A 19,123-nucleotide genomic window follows, 5' to 3' on the forward strand; every position below is an offset into this window, starting at 1 on the left:
TCTTCTCTTTAAAGAGAAGAGTTAAATTATTGCGGGAATTCCGTGGTTTATTTAAGATGTTTGGCGAAGAATCCGAGCATTGTCTGATATAATGCAATACGATTTTCTTCATGATGGAACCCATGTCCCTCATTATAACGTACCATATATGGGGTCTCTAACCCTTTAGCACGAAGTTGTTTAACCATCTGGTCAGATTCATTAATATTGACCCGGGGATCATTGGCACCTTGTATGACAAATAATGGCGTTTGGATCTTATCTGCGTTTAAAGCAGGAGATACAGCGGTCATAATCTGATGCTCTTCCGGATTCTCCGGGTTATACCATTGTTCATAAAATTGTTTTAACAGAGGTTTCCAATAAGGAGGAAATGAATTAACAAAGGTAAAGAGATTGGATACACCCACATAATCAACACCGCATTTATAGAGGCCGGGAGTTTTGACCAGGCTGCCAAGGGTAGCAAGGCCGCCATAGCTTCCGCCGTAAATTGCGATCTTATCTTTGTTGATTAATCCCTGTTGAAGAACGAAAGCTATCCCATCTTCTAAATCATTCAGCATATTACAGCCTATCTGTTTACTTCCTTTTAGTAAATAGTCTTTGCCATATCCACCAGATCCTCTGTAGTTGATTTGGAGTGTTGCATAACCACGGCTGGCAAAAAGCTGTACCTCAGAATTGAACCTCCATTCATCTCTGATACCATACGGGCCTCCATGAGGATTGACGATCAATGGAACCTGGTTCTCTTTTGAAGCATTGTTTGGTAGGGTCAGGTACCCATAAATAGTTAATCCATCCCTGGTCTGAAAATGAACAGGAAGCATTTTCGCCATGTCAGACTCCCTTAACTGGGGCATAACATCCTTTATCAATTCAAATTTATCTTTTACAGCATCATATAACTGGTAAGTCTGATACAGACGATCACTACTTACAGAAAGCAGGTATTTGTCCTCGTTATCTGTTACAGATATAATAGAGATGTCTTTATCCTTGAATTTTGAGGTGAATTTCTGGTATAGATTTTTAAAATAATCACTGGCTGGTACAATTTCATTTCGCTCTCCGGTAAAAGTGTAATAGTCAATTGTGTTTTTTCGTTTACCAGAAAAGACTAATCCATCGACATCAAAATTCTCATTTTCAAATAGGGTCTTGAGTATTTTGTTTTGCTTCATATCGTAAAGCAGTATGGCATTTTTATCGCGGCCAATATTTGATTGTATATATACCCTGTTCCCACTTAAATCTGTGTAATCAAAATTGAGAATTGAAAATTCATCCTGCCATGAAATGGTGTTCACTAATTTGAAGATCTTGTCACCCGGAGCCTTATACATGAGTTTGTTCTGCGTGCCGTTAAATCTCACTGTATAAGCTCTTAATATTCCATTTTTATCAAAGTTAAAATTGCTTGCCGGATTTTTTTTATCGGTATTTTTAAACAGCTGCTGTACTTTCCCAGTTATAATATTCAATTTATAAGGCTCGAAAATTTCAGGATTATTGAGATTCATTTCTATAATCAGTGAGTTCGTATCATTCTTAAGTTTATGAATAGAAGTCACTTTTACTTTACTTTAGGGAAAGGAGTTAAAGCTTTGCTACCGGTGCCATCTTTGTTGACCGCGAACAACTGGTAGTTTTCATCACCTCCTTTATCCTGAAGATAGATAATCCGGTTATTGTTCACCCATAGATACTGACGGATAAGTTCTTTTTCTTCGGTCAGTATTTTTTTTTGTTACTCCTGTTTTTATAGTTTTCACATACAAGTCACGTTTACCTTTTGCGTCTTTCTGCCGGAAAGATATAAATTCACCATCTGGCGAAAGCTGAAATTCATCTATCCGGGGTTTCGAGAAATAGTCTTCTACACGATAAGAAAACTTGCTTTTTTCATTAGCAGCAAGATTATTGAGTTGTGTTGCTGAAGAAGGTAAGGTAGTGTCTCCGGGTAATTTAGTCGCTGCAGATGATTTAACATTTTGTCCCTGGGTGGTTTGAGCCCATACGAGCGCAATAAGTACACTCGATTTAATTAATTGTTTCATAAGGTGTTTTTTATGCTGCTGCAAATTTATCTGGTTGAAGTTCAGTGTTTTGTTATCGGTGAGTTATTTAGTGTTAAACAGTGTTAACGGGTAGAGGCTATGGTTCAAATAATCCTAAATTTGTTGAAATGTCATCATTATTAACACATGATGGCTTCATCGTCAATGAAAATTATCTGTCAATGAAAAGAAAACTTCGGTTTATTATTGTGATCATGGGACTTTCCCTGATGGGTTTATCTCTTTTTCAGGGGTATTGGTTATATACATCTTATGGGATAACAAAGCAGCAGTTCAAATGGGATATTTCAGAGGTTTTGCAGAGAACGAGTTATATTACTGCACTGGATGAAGTGCTCAGGGAGAAGTTTTTTGTAAAAGATAATGTCGTTAATGATCGTGCCTTTGCCTCAAAATTCAGTGGAATGCTATTATCTATAAGGGCTGCTGATCACATGAAAAAGGGAGGGCCTCAAAAGAAAGATGTGTCAATTAAGATTGAACTGACATTACAAAAGACAGTAGCGCTTCAGGAAGTAAGCTTAAGAAGAATGAAAAAGAAAAAAAATAGAATTTATACCATGAAATCTGGTGTAGTTTACAGCACAAAGGATTTGGAGAAGTTCTATATTCCTCTGCATAAAAGAATAGATTCATTATTAAAAGAAAAAGGAATTCATAGCAGGTTTGCAGTGAAACTGTCCAATGTAGACAGTAAAGGTAAACCGTTTATTTCCAACGCTAAAGAGTTTAATCTGTTCAGAGAAAAGTCGAAAGTTGTTAAGATTGGTCTGCTGGATGTATATCAGGTGCAGTTAGCTCTGGATGGTAATACGGCTTATGTATTCAGAAAAATGCAGTGGGTTCTGCTCGCCTCTTTAATCATTATGATTATTACTGCCTGTTCTTTTATTTATATGCTACGCACGATATATGAACAGAAGAAGGTGGCTGAAATCAAGAATGATTTCATTAATAATATGACTCACGAGTTCAAAACACCGATAACAACAGTAGCATTGGGAATTGAAGCGATGAAGAATTTTGAAGTTCTTCATCAGCCTGACCGGACATTAGAATATCTGGATATCTGTGAACACGAGATTAAAAGAGTGGCAGAAATGGTAGAAAAGGTTCTTAAAATGTCGGCTTTTGAGCGTAGTGAGGTGAAATTGGTACTCCAGTCTGTGGATGTGATTTCATTAATTCAGGATGTAATTGATAACATGCAGTTACAGTTGAAAAGTAAGGATGTAAAACTTGTCTTTAATCACGTTGAAAAAGAGCTTTATATTAAAGCTGATAAGACCCATCTCAATAGTGTCATCTATAATCTGATTGATAATAGTATTAAGTATTCAGGTCTTTCTCCATGGATAGAAATCACCTGTACCCAAAGTGGAAATATGGTTTCTATAGAAGTTAAGGATAATGGGATTGGTATTGATAAAGTTTATCAGGAAAAAGTATTTGATAAATTTTTCAGAGTACCAAGTGGTAAGCTTGCAAATGTGAGTGGTTTTGGCCTGGGACTGAGTTATGCAGCTCATATTATCAATATGCATAATGGAAGTATAGCACTCAGCAGTGAACCTGGGAAAGGCAGTGTTTTTACGATAAATCTTTTAAGCTGAATTTATGGGGAAGATTAAAATATTACTTGCAGAAGATGAACCGTTTTTAGCACGGATCGTAAAAGAAAGTCTGGAATCGAGAGACTTCGAAGTGAAACATGTTGATAATGGGACGAAAGCTTTCTCTCTGTTTCTGGATTATCAGCCGGATATATGCGTCTTTGATATCACAATGCCCGAAATGGATGGTTTCTCTCTTACAAAAGATATCAGAAAGATCAATTCAGAAGTTCCGATTATTTTTTTGACAGCCAGATCCTTAACAGAAGATGTAGTTAATGGTTTTGAAATTGGCGGGAATGATTATCTCAAGAAACCATTTAGTATGGAAGAATTGATTGTTCGCATCAATTCATTGCTGAAGATGCCCTTCAGAAAGAGTCAGCAGAATAATGAAGAATTAAAATGTGCCGTAGGGGAATACTATTTTAATTCTGTAACCCAGGATCTGAGTAAAGGAAATCAGGTTATTAAACTGTCTTTCCGTGAGTCAAGTTTGTTAAAGCTCTTAATTGAAAACAAAAATGAAGTTTTGTCCAGAAAGATTGCTCTTGAATTGCTTTGGGGAGCTGATAATTTTTTCAATGCCCGAAGCATGGACGTTTTTATAACCAAACTTCGTAAACACCTGAAAGCTGATGTTAGTATTCAAATTGTCAATATCAGAGGTTTGGGATATAAGTTAATCACAGATTAGATTAAACCTGTTAAAAAAAAAACACGAAAATAATTTAAAGAGAAGATGCGATTTGTAAAGTGGATAAATTTACCAGTAAAATATAGTTTGTTATATGTTTTCTTTATGGCGTTTCAGCCAGTTTTGGCGCAAGAGAAAATAATAACAAGACAGTCAGATCAATTGATCAGTCTGTCCAATGAAAATGATGAAGGTCGAAGTTGATCCTTATACTTTTGCAGTCACAGCGATTGATGAAAAGGGGAGTCATTATGTCATTTCTGCCCCGGCAGCCAAACAAACTGTCCATAAGCTAAGGCAGGATAAAACACATCTTTCCTGGGCATTTGGGGCAGGTCTGACGGTATTTTTGGAGTTACATAGTAACTATCTGGACGTTACGGTTAAATCTGCTGATACTGCGCATTTGATCTGGCCTAAAGCAGAAGCAAAAATCAGTGCATTTACGATCCCTTTACATCAGGGGAAATATATTCCTGCACAGGATGAACGGTGGAAAGCTCATTTTGCAAAGAACCCTTCAGTTTCTGGTTCTCAGGATTTATCTATGCAGTTTTTCGCGGCAAACTTTGAAAATAAGGCTTTGGTTTATGTGATTAAAAACATGTTTAATAACGAACTGGGATTTTATACACATGAAGGTCTGCTTGCTTTGCAGTTTAAGCATGATTTTCCGGCGACGGTTAAAGATAAACAGTTCGGGTTCAGGATATACCTGGTGGATAATGACCCTGTGTCTATTGCGAAAACATATCAGAAATATGTAGAGGAAAAGGCGCCAGTTCTGACATTGGAAGATAAAGCAAAAGATAATGCTGCGATCAGAAAGCTATATGGGGCACCGCATATTTATATCTGGAATAATGAATTTCTGGTCAGTGACGATGTCAAAAACTGGAAACTGTTAAAGGATAAAATCGTTAAGGAATCCGCTTCTGCTTCTATGAATCCGACAAAACATATTTTTGAATTATTCCATCAGAAAAATGCAGAAGCTGGTAAAGAATTTCTTGCTCAATTCAAGGAGTTTAAAAAGGATGATTATCTGAGCAAATATCACAAGAGTCTTTTATTAAGGGCACTTGGTGAAGCTTTGAAGAGTAAGGATTTTTATAATGCAGCAGCCTGGAAAAATACTGTGCTGGATAAAGGGACGGTTTCACTGCTTAGCAAAAGAAAATCTTTTAGTTAGTGACCAGAGTAAAGGCCTGCCGGATCCGATGGGATTGTATCAATTGAATAAACAGTTATTAAATAGCGCCTATGCTACCCTTTTAAAGCCTGTACAGGATTGGGGAGGAGCCCCGTTATCCATGATAGATGAAATGAGAAATGCTGGTATAAAGAATGCGTGGTTAGGCTTAAATGACTGGGTGGCAGGTGAAATGCATCCAGAGTTTGTCCTTAAAGCTAAGGACAGAGGATATCTGATCGGCCCATATGATTCTTATCATAGTATGCATGCTCCTGGTGAAGAGAAATGGCTAACTGCAAAGTTTGATGATACTACTTTATACGCTAACGCTTATGTCTTGAATAAAAGTGGAAAACCTGCACATGGCTTTTTGGGGCAGGGCAGGAAGTTAAATCCTGTTTTATCGATGCCGGCAGTAAAACAAAGAATGTTAGGACTGATGAAAGACTCTGAACATGAATTCAATTCCTGGTTTATTGATTGTGATGGTACGGGGGCGAAATACTGGATGATTACACGCCAGGCAGGATGACCGGTCAGCAGCAGGATCTGGAGGCAAGATTACATCGAATGGCCTGGATCAGAGATCAGTATAAACTGGTGATCGGAACTGAGGTTGGAAATGATTACGCCGCAAATACGATTGCTTTCGGACATGGAATGACCACACCGGTTATTGCATGGAGCGACCCGGATATGCGGAAAAATAAAAACTCAAAATATTATATCGGTGCTTATTATTCAAGCGATGGTGGCGTACCCGGCAGATATGGCTTACAAGCCCCTATGAAAGATGAATATTTATATATCTATTTTGATAATCGTTTTAATGTCCCTTTATTTCAATTGGTTTATAACAATGCAGTAATTACCTCTCATCATTGGGAATGCGGAAGTTTAAAGATTCCTGGGGAGATTAAAAATACAGAACTCAAAGAGATCCTCTATAATGTACCTCCAATGTATCATTTGAACCAGTCAGCCTGGGCTAAATACAAGGATGTGATATCAAAACATATGAAGGTTTTCTCCAGAACACATGAGCTGGCTGTTAAAGAGGAAATGACTGGCTTTGAATGGCTCACAAAAGACAAGTTAGTACAGCGAACTGCATTTGGGAAAGTGCTTGAGATTATTGCAAACTTTAGTAATACCCCTTTTATATATCAGTCAAATACAATTCCTGCACATGAATTATTAATTCATAACCTGTTGACGGATAAGTATGAATTCTATAACCCTTAATTGGTGTTTGTGAGTTAGCATGTAATTTTTTTGAAATGAATGCAGTTAAAAACATAGATAATCTTAGATTTATGAACCAAATAATAGATAAATATGATCAAACGGTTCCGTTTTACGATAAGCTGTGTTTTTATGACAACTGCTTTGCTGGTTAATATTGCAAAAGCACAGTCGAAAATTAATCCCGACTCCATTAAGACGAAAATGCAATGGTTTGCTGATGCAAAACTGGGTATTTTTATTCACGGGTATCTACTCGGTAAACGGGATTGACGAAAGCTGGAGTTTTTATAATAAAAAGATTAGTCATACCGATTATATGAAACAGCTAAAAGGGTTTACTGCCTCTAAGTATAATCCGGAAGAATGGGCTGCATTAATCAAAGAGAGTGGTGCCAGGTATGCAGTAATGACTACCAAACATCACGATGGTGTTGCACTTTGGGACACTAAACAGAAACATTATAGCGTGGTGAAAAATACACCTGCAAAGAGAGATCTGCTGACTCCTTTTTATGCTGCCCTTGATAAACAGGGGATTAAACGCGGGGCTTATTATTCTATACTCGATTGGAGCTCTCCTGACTATCCGGGTTTTACAAAAGATAGTACTCGTTATAAAATTAGTGATGACCCCGCACGCTGGCAACGGTTTCTAACCTTTAACCAGGCACAGATTGACGAGATAAATAAGACATTTAAACCTGATTTATGGTGGTTTGACGGTGACTGGGAGCATTCAGCTGAAGAATGGAAAAAAAACACCTTCCATCCGTAAAAATATTTTAAGTTTAAAACCAGATGCTATCCTTAACGGTCGTTTGCAGGGGTATGGTGATTATGATACTCCTGAACAGAATTTTCCGGTAACAAGGCCTAAATTCAATTGGTGGGAACTTTGTATGACGATCAACAATAATTGGGGTTACCAGCCTCAGGATACAGCTTGGAAAACACCTTATGAAGTGATTTCAATTTTTGCCGATGCAATTAGTAATGGTGGAAATATGCTGCTGGATATTGGTCCAAAAGAAGATGGAACGATTCCTGAACAGGAAGTTCATATTTTAAAGGAACTGGGTAAATGGAATAAGAAACATGCAGAAGCGATATTTAATACCCTGGGTGGTTTACCTCAGGGACATTTCTATGGACCTACCACTTTATCAAAAGATTCTACTGTTCTTTATTTATTCCTTCCGGGAAAGGTTTCTGGAAATGTTGTAGTGAAAGGTTTAAAGAATAATATCAAAAAATCAGAATAGTTGGTACTTCTAAAACAATTGAACCTAAAGTGGTTGGAAAGATCTCCTGGAGCCCTATTCCAGGACTGGTATTTATCAATGTTCCGGAAGATACACAGGATGAATATATGTCTGTCCTGGCATTGGAACTGGATAAACCGGTTAGTTTATACCAGGGACAGGGTGGATTGAAGTAAAGGGAAAATAGCCGTATTATTTAAAGCGGCTGCGATACATACTTGGATTGCAGTCCATAATCATATGAAAGAATTTGTTAAAGTTAGGCAGTTTTTGATAACCGCACTGATAACAGATATTGGTCACAGAGAGATTTTTACCGGGCAGTAATTTGCAGGCATGTGCAATGCGCAGCTCGTTTAAAAATCTTGAAAATGATTTCCTTGTACAATGGTAAACAGGCTTCAAGAAGCTGGCTGCAGGATCAGCATATTCAGCTTTTGGTCGCTGACTATAGTGACAGTGGTTCAAAGCCATTTTACGGATCTCCTTTTACAAAAAATAGAATTAACATCAAAAATAAACAATTGAAGGGCAGTATAGCCTTCTCCATTAAATAGTATCCTATGATTAAAAAGTTCTTCTTCCTGCTTTCCCTTGTATTTATTTATGATCATGTCGCTGCACAGCCATCTTCCCGTCATGATCTCCACTTCGATCAGCTGGCAAACAGATGGGATGAGGCTATTCCATTAGGTAATGGGATGCTTGGTGCATTAATCTGGCAGAAAGACGGGCAGCTTCATTTTTCACTGGATAGAGCAGATCTTTGGGACCAGCGGCCAATGAAAGGTTTACACCGTAAAGAATTCAGCTATCAATGGGTGATTGAACAGGTTAACAAAAAAGATTACGGAATTGTACAGAAATATTTTGATGAACCCTATGATACAGAACCTGCACCATCTAAAATTCCGGGTGGCGCATTGGAGTTTGATACCCGAAACTGGGGGAAGGTCAAGTCTGTGAACCTGTCTGTAAAAGATGCATTGTGTGAAGTGAAATGGACAAATGGCAGCTCTTTAAAAACTTTTGTTTCGGCGGATAAATCTTTGGGCTGGTTTAAGTTTGAGAACCTGTCGGGTGATGTGGATGTTGAATTGGTCGCGCCACAGTATCAGGGGCAGGTTAAGAACTCCGGAGATCCTGTGGGCGGAGATGATTTATCCAGGCTGGGTTATCCAAAAGGAACGATTGTAAAAGAGGAACAAAATATAACTTATGATCAGAAAGGATGGGGAGGATTTAGTTATCAAATTAATGTAAGGTGGAAAAAAACAGGGAATACTCTTGCCGGTACATGGAGTATCTCTTCCAATTCATCTGCTGAAAGCAAAAATATAACAGCAAAAGAAGTTACAGCTAAAGCCACTGGCCCTGGTTTTAAACCTGATTTTATTGCTCATCAAAACTGGTGGAAACAATTCTGGAAGCAATCGGCGATCCAGATACCTGATACTTTACTGGAAAAGCAGTGGTACCTCGAACAATAAAAATTTGGGTCAGCTGCCCGTGCAGGTGCTCCTCCGATCACTTTACAAGCAGTTTGGACAGCTGATAATGGCAGACTACCACCATGGAAGGGTGATTTTCACCATGATCTGAATACACAGCTCAGTTACTGGTCATCTTATAGTGGTAATCATTTGAAAGAAGCTATGGGCTATATCGATTACCTGGAAAAGAACAAGGCTAACTATGCAAGGTATACCAAAGCTTTTTTCGGAAGTAATGGAATTGCCGTTCCGGGTGTAACTACTTTGGATGGGACAGAAATGGGCGGATGGATACAATATTCACTTTCTCCAACAGTTTCTGCCTGGTTAGGGCAGCATTATTATTTGCAGTGGCGATATAGTATGGACAAGGGTTTTCTGAAACAGAAAGCTTATCCATGGCTTAAAGCTACGGCGAAATTACTGGAAGATATTACGGTTTTAGATAGTACTGGACATCGTAAATTACAAATCAGCTCCAGTCCGGAAATTAATGATAACAGTCTGGAAGCCTGGTTTCCTCAGAATACTAATTATGACCTTGCGCTAATGAAGTTTGCTTTTAAAGCTGCAGCAGAACTGGCTGATGAACTGGGTTTGAAACAGGAAGGGCAGCATTGGAAGAAAATATCCGGACAGTTTGACGACTATGCACTTTCTGCTAATCATGAATTGAAATTTGCCCCTTCAATGCCTTACAATCAATCGCACCGTCATTTTTCTAATGCGATGGCAATTCATCCTTTGGGACTAATTAAATGGGAAGACGGGCCAAAGGCGCAGGCTGTAATTCAAAATACAATTCATTTACTGGACAGTATCGGGCCTGCTTACTGGTGCGGATATTCTTATTCATGGATGGCAAATATGAAAGCAAGAGCCAAGGATGGTGACGGAGCAGCTAAAGATCTGGGCATTTTTGCCAAAGCATTCTGTTCTGTAAATAGCTTTCATTTAAATGGTGATCAAACTAAAAGCGGTTATTCAAAATTCACTTACAGGCCGTTTACACTGGAAGGTAATTTTGCTTTTGCGGGAGGCCTGCAGGAAATGTTATTACAGAGTTATGCCGGATTTATCGAAATCATGCCTGCTGTACCTGTCTCGTGGAATAATATATCATTTGATCAATTGCGTGCAGAAGGAGCCGTTCTGGTTAGTGCGAAAAAGAAAGATGGTCTTATTGATGAAGTTAGATTAGAAGCTGAAAAGGGTGGATTGGTTAAATTGAAAATACCTTTTAAAACCTGGCATACCGTGTCAAACAGTGGTGCTGTGATTCGACTGAAAAGTGATGGTTTTATGGAATTAAGCTGTAAAGCGGGGGCGGTGATTGTACTGGAAAACAATAAAAAATAGTAGAAGATGAAGATTACTGATGTAAAAGTCTGGCTTGAAGGCGTAAAATATAACTGGACGTGATTAAAAATATATACTGATACTGGTGTACGTGAAGCGACCAGCTGGCCGGGCAGCCCAATTGTTTACCATGCTGCTAAACCTGTTGGTGAGCGGATTATAGGCCTTGATCCAATGCGTACCGATTTTATATGGACTAAATTTTACCGTGGTTTAAACTGCATTGAGCCAAATGGAGCTAGTTTATGTGCAATAAGTGGTATTGATACGGCATTGCTAATATCTGTACATCAATATATCTATATATATTGATGTACAGGGTCTGACTGCTTTAGTGTACAAAAATATCCTGTACTTCTTCCAGTGATTTTCCTTTGGTCTCAGGCACGAGCTTAAAAACGACAAAGAATGAAATCAAACAGCAGGCAGCGAAAAACCAGAACGTAGTAGCTGGCCCTGCAGAACCCAATAGTAAAGGAGTTAGCTGACCTACAATGGTATCTGCGATCCACATGACCATGATGCTTAAACCCATTGCTCTTCCACGAATCCTTGTTGGAAAAATCTCTGACGCAATTACAAATTTTAAAGGCCCGATAGAAAAAGCAAAACAGGCTAAAAACAAAATAATACTAATAAACCAGTGCCATATTATTTGTGGCTCCGCTATAAAAACACCAGCCTGTGAAAAATAAGGAAACTGTCGCACCAATTGACCCGATAATATAAAGAGGTCTGCGACCCATCTGGTCAACTTTCCATACTGCAATCAGGGTAAAAAGGAAATTGGCCAGTCCAAAAATAATCTGGCTTAATAAGGCATTACTGATATTGATTCCTGCATCATTTAAAATACGCGGGCCATAGTAGATAATTGCATTGATCCCGCTGAACTGAGAAAATAAGGGGAGTAACAAACCAATCAGCAACGGTCTTCTCATTTCCCTTGCAAACAGTTCTTTGTAAGAACCGGATTCTTGTTTGGGTGTCTTTTTGATCAGCTGTATGTCCTCATTTGCAATAGCAGAACCACTGATTCTGGTTAAAATGGTAAATCCTTCCTGCTCTTTGCCCTGTTGAATTAACCATCTTGGACTTTCTGGTACAAACCACAAACCGACTAAAAATAATAAGGATGGAACAACACCTAAACCAAGCATAGCCCTCCATACTTCTTTAATCACGATATAGTCTAAAAGACCACCCAATGATCTGTCGTGGTAAGTTAAAGACAGATTTAGCAAACCCGCATTCGTCAGGTAAGCAACCAGAATCCCTGCGGTAACAGCGAGCTGATAAAAGGTGACTAACCGCCCGCGAATATGAGCTGGTGCGATCTCAGAGATGTACAAGGGGGCGACTATGGATGCCACACCAACTCCCATGCCGCCCAGCATCCTTGCTAAAATTAATAAGGTATAATCTGAGGCAGCAGCGGTACCCATCGCAGAAAGCAAAAACAAAATAGCTGATAACATCAGCATCTTTTTTCTTCCAAACCGGTCGCTTAATTCGCCGGCAAAGGCAACTCCTATGATACAGCCTACCAGAGCCGAAGAAACAAACCAGCCTTCTGCTGCCGGTGATAAACTAAATTGTTGTTTGACAAAAGGTAATACACCTGAAATAACAGCCATATCAAAACCAAAAAGTAATCCACCCAGCGTGGCGACCATGGTAATGGCTATGAGAAAAATCTTTGATTTTTGAGGAGATACCGTGGATTCATTTTTTAGGTTCATTGTTGTTTATGGTTAGTTCTCAATACAAATTGTCATTATCCCTTTTGCAGAAAGGGTAAAGCGGTTCTCTAATGATTTTTTGCGTGTTTCGGAAATATCACTTTCCCAGATTTTTAGTGAGGAGTTGTTTTTCGGACTGATGTTTATTTGGCTATCCTGATCGCCACAGTTTACCAGCTGGACTATCAGACTTTTCCCATCGTCGGCCTTTTTCAAGGCTTCGATATAAACATTGTCCCCATGAATAGAAAATGGTAAGCCTTTTTCATCCGGTGCGGCCGGAGCGACAAGCAGCGGCTGATGGTTACTCAATCCAGACTGGTTTGCCTGGTAGCTATTGTACCCATTCTCGTGTGTCTGTAGTACATAATGAAAAGTAACAAGCCCTTGCTGATCGGCCTTGAAATTAGTATGCCATAAGTTATTCATTACCCACGAATAAATATTTGAAGATTGTGGTGTAAATGATAACCAAAGCGGGGCATGAGGTAATCCGCCAAGTAAATTGGCCGTAGTGATTTTTCCGATTTCAAACAATGGTGCATCCGGACTTGACCACGTGATCCCATAAGAACTATTTGAGATATCTACCCATCTCTGCATCGTATACCAGTTCCTGTTTGAATAAGGTAACTGATCCGTTTCTGCACTTATACTTCCCCATGGAATGCTGTAACGGACTTTAGCATCCGGAACATGAAATGGGAATGCGAAATGAACACTTTCCTTTTTTCTGATCGCTTTCTTATCAATTGTATTGATCAGCTCGATTTTATCAAGACCATTGACCAATCTTATTTCTCTGGTTAAACCGTTAGTACCAGGTGCAGAAGATGTAATTAACAAGCTGATTACCAACGGCCCTTTTTCTTTGATTGTAATGCTGGCATCTGTGCTGGTCTGTATTTTCTCAATTGAATCGCCTGGCATATATAAATATTGATTAAGGCCGGCAGAATCTGCTTTGACATAGTCCCTGTTTGCAGCTATTTTAATTAATTTCTTAATATTTCCTGTTTTTGGAGCAACCTCTATTTTATAAATCCCATTGCTCAGCGTGTTTCCTGAGATTTTAGCTGAACCTTTAACATAGGCTTTACCGGCATTTATACTGAAAGTACTTTTTCCCATTTGCGGGATTTGTTCCGCTACAAAAGCAAGTTCACCTGTGGTTAAACGCTGGGAAGGAACAGGTTTCCCTGAAATATCTTTAACCAGATCGCCTTTTTTGCTTAAAGACGCAGATACTAAAACTATATCTGTACGTGACCATGAAACCGTATTGTAAACATCTATTTGATTGTTTCCTGAAAAGCCGTTCTTTGACGGTTTGTCTTTTTGAAGATCACTTTGTAAAGCCTGTGAATGTAAAGTATCAATCATATCTTTTGCTTTCAATCAATACATAAGACTGCTTCACTGCCCATTCACTTTTTACTTTTTCATCATCAGGATGAGAAACACTGTTAAATGCACCCCAGGTATGTTCATTGAAAAGCAATAAATTTTTCCAGCTTTCATCAAAAGCTTTTGACGGATAAGCTGTTTGATTACGGATGGCCCAAACGGCATCAGTTTGTTTCAGCTGATCTGATAAATTGCGGCTTAAAGCTGTTTCTTTAGCTGCGGATGATACTCCATCTGTCCAGTACTCTGTATAATCTCCAGCGAAAGAAGGGATCTGATCTGCATATTTCTTCTCGAAATCTACAAAAAACTGTTTAGTCGAAGTGATGATCAGCTGAGGCGAAGCATACTTTTCATTCCATGTTTTAACTGCATCAGGCAGTTCCGGGTCAATGGGTGCATTGTCACTCATAGCCCAGGTTATTATAGACATATCATATGGAAAACATTTCTTTGCCAGTGCATCCAGATAGTCAAACAGATAAGGATTTAAGAGTTTTTTTAGAAGGGTGACCAGTATAAAATGGCTTTGGATCTTCCATCGTGAAGAAGTTAGGTATTTTGTCTCCTTTTAATTGATAACCGATCGAATAGGGCTGGCATTGCCAGAAAAGTAATTTTTGTTTGCCAGAAGGAGATAGCCAGTAAAATGGTTTGTCCTGCCATTTGGCCAGGTTTCCTATCCTGTCTGAAGCATTCGGGCCGGATAAGAAATATTTTATCCCTGTTTGTTCAACCTGTGCGGCTAAACCCCAGGAAGCGCCCGGTACATCACCCTGAAAAAGTGTATTGATTTCAATGCCCTGTGCTTTGGCCAGTTTTTGTGATTTAGAAAACATCTGCATTAACTGGCGCGAATCTGTCAAACTGGTATTTATGTTTCCATAAGCCCCATCCAGGTTGATCCACCCTTTTTTTACTGCATTCCAGAACCTGTTTTTTTTTTTTCTTTGCTGGCCAGTGTAAGATAATTGTCCACTACCCAGATAGCTTCTGTTGTCCATTTAAAACGGGCTGCTGCGGGATAATACTGTGTCTTCTCTGCAAGAGCGATCGATTCATCAATGTTATCCAGATGTAATTTGAGGACTTTAGCCTGTGTGTTCGTATAGCCAATATCAACATGAGAATGTGGCAGAACATAGATATTCCATGTTCTTGCTGGCTCAACGATACAGCGTGCAGTGTAAGTTTGTTTGTTGGCTGAAATAGAAATAGCCGCCTGTGTTGCCTTTTCCACCGGCATGCCAGGTAAAGGGATTTCGAAGGATTCAATACCATCCTTGTTTGCAGGGATGGTGATGTGTTCTTCCATACCATTGAAAGAAACCGAGATTTTTCCCTGCAGGTAATTCTTGCCATTTTTAAAAATCAGCCTGATCATCCTTCTGCTTTCTCCATGATACTTTAGATAAGCGATAGTAGGCTGAAGCTCCACGTCGCTGAAGACAGCTCTGGTCTTTTGAGCTAAAGAATTCAAACTGATCCCAATTAAGAAGATCATCAGAATACTCATTAATTTGTACTTGTCAGGCATTGGTTTCATCTGGGATGGAGGTTTATCTGAATTAACAACATTCTTCTTTCACAAAAGCGGCGATGACTTTTGCACGCCCTTTGCTTTTATTGATTAACTCATACCGGGTTGTATCTGCGGGCACGATAAAAGTTTCAGTGTAGTGAATTTCTTGCTCCAGGTTACCGGTTTTAACGATAATACTTTCACCTTCTACGAGGCTGAGGATATGGCATTGTCCATCTGTTAAGGCCTCAATGCCAGTGTCAAATTCGAAACGCCGGATCGCGTAAAAGTGATCTGAATGTGTAGCGAGGTTAATCACCTGCCAGTCATCGCCCTGCTCAATCACAGTCTGCTTAGCAATCAATGTCTCACTGACTGTTTCACCTTTCCTTTCAAAATCCAGGTTAGCAAAAGCACGGTCAATATTCAGTGGGCGGGGTTTGCCGTTTAAATCCGGGCGCAGCCAGTCACATTTTAAAAGTGAAGATATAAGGTGTTGCACTGATTTCCAGTACCAGGTTGTTTTTGCCGGAACTGTGAACCGTACCATTTGGAATCAGAAATAAATCATGTTTTTGAGATTCAAATGTTTGAACGTAATCTTCCACTGCAACAGGGGTATTGTGTTTAAAGCTATTTTCCAGCACCAGCTTAAACTCTTCTTTATTGATGTTTTCCTGAAAACCCAGGTACACTTTAGCATCCTTCTGATGATCAAGAATGTAGTAAGTTTCATCCTGAGTAAAGTCTTCACCAAAATGTTCTTTAGTATAAACTACAGATGGATGACATTGCAGCGATAGTTTATCACCTTCAATAGTATCAAGGAAATCGAAACGTATAGGGAAATGATAACCGAAGCGCTGAGCTGCTTTACCCAGAATGGCTTTGCTATTATGAAAAAGAAGCGTGTCAAAGGAAACCTCCAGCATTTTGCTGCTATTTTCTAATATAATCCCATTTCCCATTTTCAGGGCAATCAATTCAAACGACCAGGCATAGTTTACAACATCTTGATTTAAGCCATTGATGTTTTTCTTTATCCATTGCCCTCCCCATACACCAGGTTCAAACCATGGCCTGGCTCTAAAAGCGTGCATAGACATTTTGGTCAATGCAGCACGAAGATCCTGACCACTCATCCAGGATATTTCTGTAACCCTTTGTTCATCAGCAATGATGTCGATATGGGCTATCAACTGTTGTTTATGTTTGTTTAAAACAGGCCAGTCAATAAAATAGAAGCGTTTATATTGCGTTTTTGGATCAATAGCTTCTATCGCACCGAGATTATAGAGGTGCCCGGCTCTTGAGCGAAACTGAATCTCATTCTTTGGTACATCGATATAAATAAGCTTTGCATCCGGGTTAGCTAAAGCTGCCCCACAACCATAAATAATTGTGAATTCTTGCGTGTTCTGACTGATTAAATCAAGTTTTGTACTGTCAAAAAAGTCTTTCAGTTCTCCTTCGATTGTTTTACCAAACACGGGGTCATGTAATTGAAGATGATCTTCAATCAATTTGTCAATAACAGCGGGTGTCTTTAAAGCAGTATCAATACTAATCCAGTTTACCGTTTTGCCATGCTGGATTAACTGCTGATTGAGCTGTCCGATAAACTGATCCCAGTAAACACCAGAATAACCATCGATGACGATGTCTTTCTCCTGACTGATTATCCATCCGCAAAGACTATCGAAATCATTATGGATGAACCCTTCAATTTTAAAAGTAGGGTAGATGTCATATCCCTGATCAGTTGTTGCCTTTTTTTCTGGAATAACATACTGCGTCGTATTTCGCAGTGTATTGATATCGGTCTTTATCCCTTCTTTTTCGTAAGCAGTCATTATGTTTGGCTAGTTGTATGTTATAATGTCCAAACATATGACATTTCATTTAAATATTCAAAGACCTTTTTTTATTCTTTTAAAATCTAGCTGTTTCTTCGGCTCTCTACCGTGTAAATAAGCTCTCAGCCTTGTAATAGCCTAAATTATACTCCATTGCACGGTCTCCCTGGTCATACACAAATCTTTTTCTGAACAGGATAGGGCTTCCGGTTTCGACTTCTAACTTGCCAGCAGTAAATTTGCTGGCAGCTATGGCACTGATCTCTTCTTTAGACAAATTAGCTATAACAGAGTGTTCTGTTTCCAGCATTTCGTATAAGGGAAGTTTAAAATCTTCCTCTCCTGTCAGACCAATTCTGGGATGAAAATAAGAGATGAAATAAACGAAAGCACCGTCAGACCCACCACGCAAACGCTCTAGTTTTAAGATCTTTTTGTCAGTTTTGATGTCGAAAAAATTGGCAATCTGCTCATCCGGATAGACCCAGCTTAAGTGAAGCTCATAGTTTTTAACTGGTATTCCTCTAGTCTTCATTTCTTGAGAGAAACTTAGCCAATTCATTGATTTTGAGCTTATTTTGGAAGGAGCTACCTTTGTTCCATATCCTTTTTTTCTACCAGTAGTTCTTCATAAACCAGTTTGTTTAATGCCTGACGAAGTGTAGTTCTGGAAATGGCCAGTTTTTTTGCAAGGTCTACCTCATTAGGCAGTAATTTACCAGCCTGGTAAGCAGGATCTTTGATTAATTCTCTAAGCAGAAGTTCAGCCTGGATATGAAGTGGTACATGACTTTTATGGTCAATAGAAATATTCATAGTTGGATTTTATATGGTTCAATTTACCGGATACAAAACTAAGCTTTTATATGCATACATAAAAAATAGGAATGTAGGTATATAAGTTTTTGAGATTCGCGGCAATTAAAAAATTCACTGGCGGATTAAATTTAATATTAATGAACAAAAACGTTACACGAAAGAAAAAAAAGATGTTACCGGAATTGTTTTATTTGTTATTATTTGAATAATAGATAAATAGACGGAAATATAGAATAATCAATAAACGTTTTATCAGATAGAAAAAATATCATTTAAAATTTGGAAATAAGTATAATACTTCTATGTTTGTACATAACTATTGACCAGCCAAATATAAACAGCGACCATCTTCTGCCTTAAAAGCGGGAGTGTGGAAGCTTTTTATTTATCTTATTTAAATAAAACTAAATGAAAAGATCTTTACTCCTTTTTTCTGCTGTTTTTTGTTTTTTACATCTGGATTCTACCGCTCAGGTAGCAGATAAAGCAGCCCTAGCCCAATCAATCCGTTCTGATAGTCGTTTAGATACTATCCAGGCAAGAGCAATTAAATTACTTACTGGATTTTCTGCCGGAACATCTTATGATGAAGTATGGATCAGAGATTTTAATACTTTTATTAGGGGATCTTTGAAAATACAATCAAAAGAAAAAGTCAAGAGTATGCTCCTGATGTTTTTTAAAATTCAGGGTGATGACGGGAATATCGTAGATGGTGTAGTTGACAGTGCAAAAGCAAACGGTGGATATAAATATCGGTATTCGGCTTTATTGCCAGGATGGGCGGCACACAAAAACACTGTAGAAAGAAACTGATCAGGAATCT

The 19,123-nt window shown here is 38.7% G+C and carries 26 protein-coding genes and 1 pseudogene; 13 read left to right on the forward strand and 14 right to left on the reverse strand.

Annotated elements, in window-relative coordinates; all coding sequences use genetic code 11:
• Window positions 1-47 precede the first annotated feature (47 nt).
• From ACWYN3_RS38860 to ACWYN3_RS38870, 3 genes are read right to left on the reverse strand one after another with little or no spacing between them, the layout of a single operon-like run.
• On the reverse strand, window positions 48-1,577 hold the full coding sequence (locus ACWYN3_RS38860) for an alpha/beta hydrolase family protein (RefSeq protein WP_456218972.1): 1,530 nt from the start codon (window positions 1,575-1,577) through the stop codon (window positions 48-50).
• Window positions 1,578-1,579: 2 nt separating this feature from the next.
• Window positions 1,580-1,702, reverse strand: a complete 123-nt coding sequence (locus tag ACWYN3_RS38865; protein ID WP_456218973.1) for a hypothetical protein — start codon at window positions 1,700-1,702, stop codon at window positions 1,580-1,582.
• Window positions 1,692-2,063 carry a hypothetical protein gene (locus ACWYN3_RS38870; protein WP_456218974.1) on the reverse strand — a complete coding sequence of 124 codons (372 nt, stop codon included), beginning with the start codon at window positions 2,061-2,063 and terminating at the stop codon, window positions 1,692-1,694. Before ACWYN3_RS38870 ends, ACWYN3_RS38865 begins: the two co-directional genes overlap by 11 nt.
• A gap of 128 nt (window positions 2,064-2,191) precedes the next feature.
• Here ACWYN3_RS38870 and ACWYN3_RS38875 point away from each other — a divergent pair, with 128 nt between their 5' ends.
• The 8 genes from ACWYN3_RS38875 to ACWYN3_RS38910 all read left to right on the forward strand — a co-directional run bounded on the left by ACWYN3_RS38875 (window position 2,192) and on the right by ACWYN3_RS38910 (window position 8,275).
• Entirely contained in the window at window positions 2,192-3,697 is a 1,506-nt protein-coding gene (locus ACWYN3_RS38875) for a sensor histidine kinase (protein WP_456218975.1), read from the forward strand.
• A gap of 4 nt (window positions 3,698-3,701) precedes the next feature.
• Window positions 3,702-4,394 carry a response regulator transcription factor gene (locus ACWYN3_RS38880; RefSeq protein ID WP_456218976.1) on the forward strand — a complete coding sequence of 231 codons (693 nt, stop codon included), beginning with the start codon at window positions 3,702-3,704 and terminating at the stop codon, window positions 4,392-4,394.
• Between the two features lie 184 nt (window positions 4,395-4,578).
• Window positions 4,579-5,586: a hypothetical protein gene (locus ACWYN3_RS38885; RefSeq protein ID WP_456218977.1), complete on the forward strand. Its 1,008-nt coding sequence runs from the start codon at window positions 4,579-4,581 to the stop codon at window positions 5,584-5,586.
• A 28-nt stretch (window positions 5,587-5,614) separates the two neighbouring features.
• Window positions 5,615-6,121, forward strand: a complete 507-nt coding sequence (locus tag ACWYN3_RS38890) for a glycoside hydrolase (protein WP_456218978.1) — start codon at window positions 5,615-5,617, stop codon at window positions 6,119-6,121.
• A complete protein-coding gene (locus tag ACWYN3_RS38895; protein WP_456218979.1) occupies window positions 6,118-6,834 on the forward strand; it encodes a glycoside hydrolase in 717 nt (238 codons plus the stop codon). The genes ACWYN3_RS38890 and ACWYN3_RS38895 overlap by 4 nt, the downstream gene beginning before the upstream one ends.
• 220 nt (window positions 6,835-7,054) lie before the next feature.
• Window positions 7,055-7,612 (forward strand): alpha-L-fucosidase, encoded by a 558-nt coding sequence (locus ACWYN3_RS38900; RefSeq protein WP_456218980.1) that lies wholly within the window; start codon window positions 7,055-7,057, stop codon window positions 7,610-7,612.
• A complete protein-coding gene (locus ACWYN3_RS38905) occupies window positions 7,560-8,099 on the forward strand; it encodes an alpha-L-fucosidase (RefSeq protein ID WP_456218981.1) in 540 nt (179 codons plus the stop codon). The genes ACWYN3_RS38900 and ACWYN3_RS38905 overlap by 53 nt, the downstream gene beginning before the upstream one ends.
• A 29-nt stretch (window positions 8,100-8,128) precedes the next feature.
• Window positions 8,129-8,275, forward strand: coding sequence for a hypothetical protein (locus ACWYN3_RS38910; protein WP_456218982.1), 147 nt, complete (start codon window positions 8,129-8,131; stop codon window positions 8,273-8,275).
• Window positions 8,276-8,291: 16 nt separating this feature from the next.
• Here ACWYN3_RS38910 and ACWYN3_RS38915 read toward each other — a convergent pair whose 3' ends face one another.
• Window positions 8,292-8,504 carry a helix-turn-helix domain-containing protein gene (locus tag ACWYN3_RS38915; RefSeq protein WP_456223308.1) on the reverse strand — a complete coding sequence of 71 codons (213 nt, stop codon included), beginning with the start codon at window positions 8,502-8,504 and terminating at the stop codon, window positions 8,292-8,294.
• Here ACWYN3_RS38915 and ACWYN3_RS38920 point away from each other — a divergent pair.
• The 4 genes and pseudogenes from ACWYN3_RS38920 (at window position 8,471) to ACWYN3_RS38935 (ending at window position 10,951) form a co-directional block, all read left to right on the forward strand.
• Window positions 8,471-8,656, forward strand: a complete 186-nt coding sequence (locus ACWYN3_RS38920; RefSeq protein WP_456223349.1) for a hypothetical protein — start codon at window positions 8,471-8,473, stop codon at window positions 8,654-8,656. The two genes, ACWYN3_RS38915 and ACWYN3_RS38920, sit on opposite strands and share 34 nt — an antisense overlap.
• A 6-nt stretch (window positions 8,657-8,662) precedes the next feature.
• On the forward strand, window positions 8,663-9,589 hold the full coding sequence (locus tag ACWYN3_RS38925) for a glycoside hydrolase N-terminal domain-containing protein (protein ID WP_456218983.1): 927 nt from the start codon (window positions 8,663-8,665) through the stop codon (window positions 9,587-9,589).
• Window positions 9,590-9,610: 21 nt separating this feature from the next.
• Window positions 9,611-10,636 (forward strand): annotated as a pseudogene (locus ACWYN3_RS38930) (glycosyl hydrolase family 95 catalytic domain-containing protein); the annotation flags it as partial.
• A 6-nt stretch (window positions 10,637-10,642) separates the two neighbouring features.
• A complete protein-coding gene (locus ACWYN3_RS38935) occupies window positions 10,643-10,951 on the forward strand; it encodes a glycoside hydrolase family 95-like protein (protein WP_456223309.1) in 309 nt (102 codons plus the stop codon).
• A 331-nt stretch (window positions 10,952-11,282) separates the two neighbouring features.
• On the opposite strand, the gene ACWYN3_RS38940 is transcribed toward ACWYN3_RS38935, so the two are convergent.
• From ACWYN3_RS38940 to ACWYN3_RS38985, 10 genes are all read right to left on the reverse strand, one after another.
• On the reverse strand, window positions 11,283-11,576 hold the full coding sequence (locus tag ACWYN3_RS38940) for an MFS transporter (RefSeq protein ID WP_456218984.1): 294 nt from the start codon (window positions 11,574-11,576) through the stop codon (window positions 11,283-11,285).
• 7 nt (window positions 11,577-11,583) lie between these two features.
• A complete protein-coding gene (locus ACWYN3_RS38945; protein WP_456218985.1) occupies window positions 11,584-12,693 on the reverse strand; it encodes a sugar porter family MFS transporter in 1,110 nt (369 codons plus the stop codon).
• 12 nt (window positions 12,694-12,705) lie between these two features.
• A complete protein-coding gene (locus ACWYN3_RS38950; RefSeq protein ID WP_456218986.1) occupies window positions 12,706-14,076 on the reverse strand; it encodes a glycoside hydrolase family 38 C-terminal domain-containing protein in 1,371 nt (456 codons plus the stop codon).
• Window positions 14,069-14,512, reverse strand: a complete 444-nt coding sequence (locus tag ACWYN3_RS38955; protein ID WP_456218987.1) for a hypothetical protein — start codon at window positions 14,510-14,512, stop codon at window positions 14,069-14,071. Before ACWYN3_RS38955 ends, ACWYN3_RS38950 begins: the two co-directional genes overlap by 8 nt.
• 61 nt (window positions 14,513-14,573) lie before the next feature.
• A complete protein-coding gene (locus ACWYN3_RS38960) occupies window positions 14,574-15,104 on the reverse strand; it encodes a glycoside hydrolase family 38 N-terminal domain-containing protein (protein WP_456218988.1) in 531 nt (176 codons plus the stop codon).
• Window positions 15,017-15,646: a hypothetical protein gene (locus ACWYN3_RS38965; RefSeq protein ID WP_456218989.1), complete on the reverse strand. Its 630-nt coding sequence runs from the start codon at window positions 15,644-15,646 to the stop codon at window positions 15,017-15,019. Before ACWYN3_RS38965 ends, ACWYN3_RS38960 begins: the two co-directional genes overlap by 88 nt.
• Window positions 15,647-15,668: 22 nt before the next feature.
• The gene (locus ACWYN3_RS38970; protein ID WP_456218990.1) at window positions 15,669-16,124 is read right to left on the reverse strand and encodes a hypothetical protein; all 456 of its coding nucleotides are present in this window, start codon (window positions 16,122-16,124) and stop codon (window positions 15,669-15,671) included.
• Window positions 16,090-17,475 carry a class I mannose-6-phosphate isomerase gene (locus ACWYN3_RS38975; protein ID WP_456218991.1) on the reverse strand — a complete coding sequence of 462 codons (1,386 nt, stop codon included), beginning with the start codon at window positions 17,473-17,475 and terminating at the stop codon, window positions 16,090-16,092. Before ACWYN3_RS38975 ends, ACWYN3_RS38970 begins: the two co-directional genes overlap by 35 nt.
• Before the next feature lie 106 nt (window positions 17,476-17,581).
• On the reverse strand, window positions 17,582-18,013 hold the full coding sequence (locus ACWYN3_RS38980; RefSeq protein ID WP_456218992.1) for a GntR family transcriptional regulator: 432 nt from the start codon (window positions 18,011-18,013) through the stop codon (window positions 17,582-17,584).
• Window positions 18,014-18,066: 53 nt separating this feature from the next.
• Window positions 18,067-18,294: a GntR family transcriptional regulator gene (locus ACWYN3_RS38985; protein ID WP_456218993.1), complete on the reverse strand. Its 228-nt coding sequence runs from the start codon at window positions 18,292-18,294 to the stop codon at window positions 18,067-18,069.
• Window positions 18,295-18,705: 411 nt separating this feature from the next.
• Here ACWYN3_RS38985 and ACWYN3_RS38990 point away from each other — a divergent pair, with 411 nt between their 5' ends.
• Window positions 18,706-19,113 (forward strand): hypothetical protein, encoded by a 408-nt coding sequence (locus tag ACWYN3_RS38990; RefSeq protein WP_456218994.1) that lies wholly within the window; start codon window positions 18,706-18,708, stop codon window positions 19,111-19,113.
• Window positions 19,114-19,123: the final 10 nt, after the last annotated feature.

Source organism: Pedobacter sp. NJ-S-72 (genome assembly GCF_053890575.1).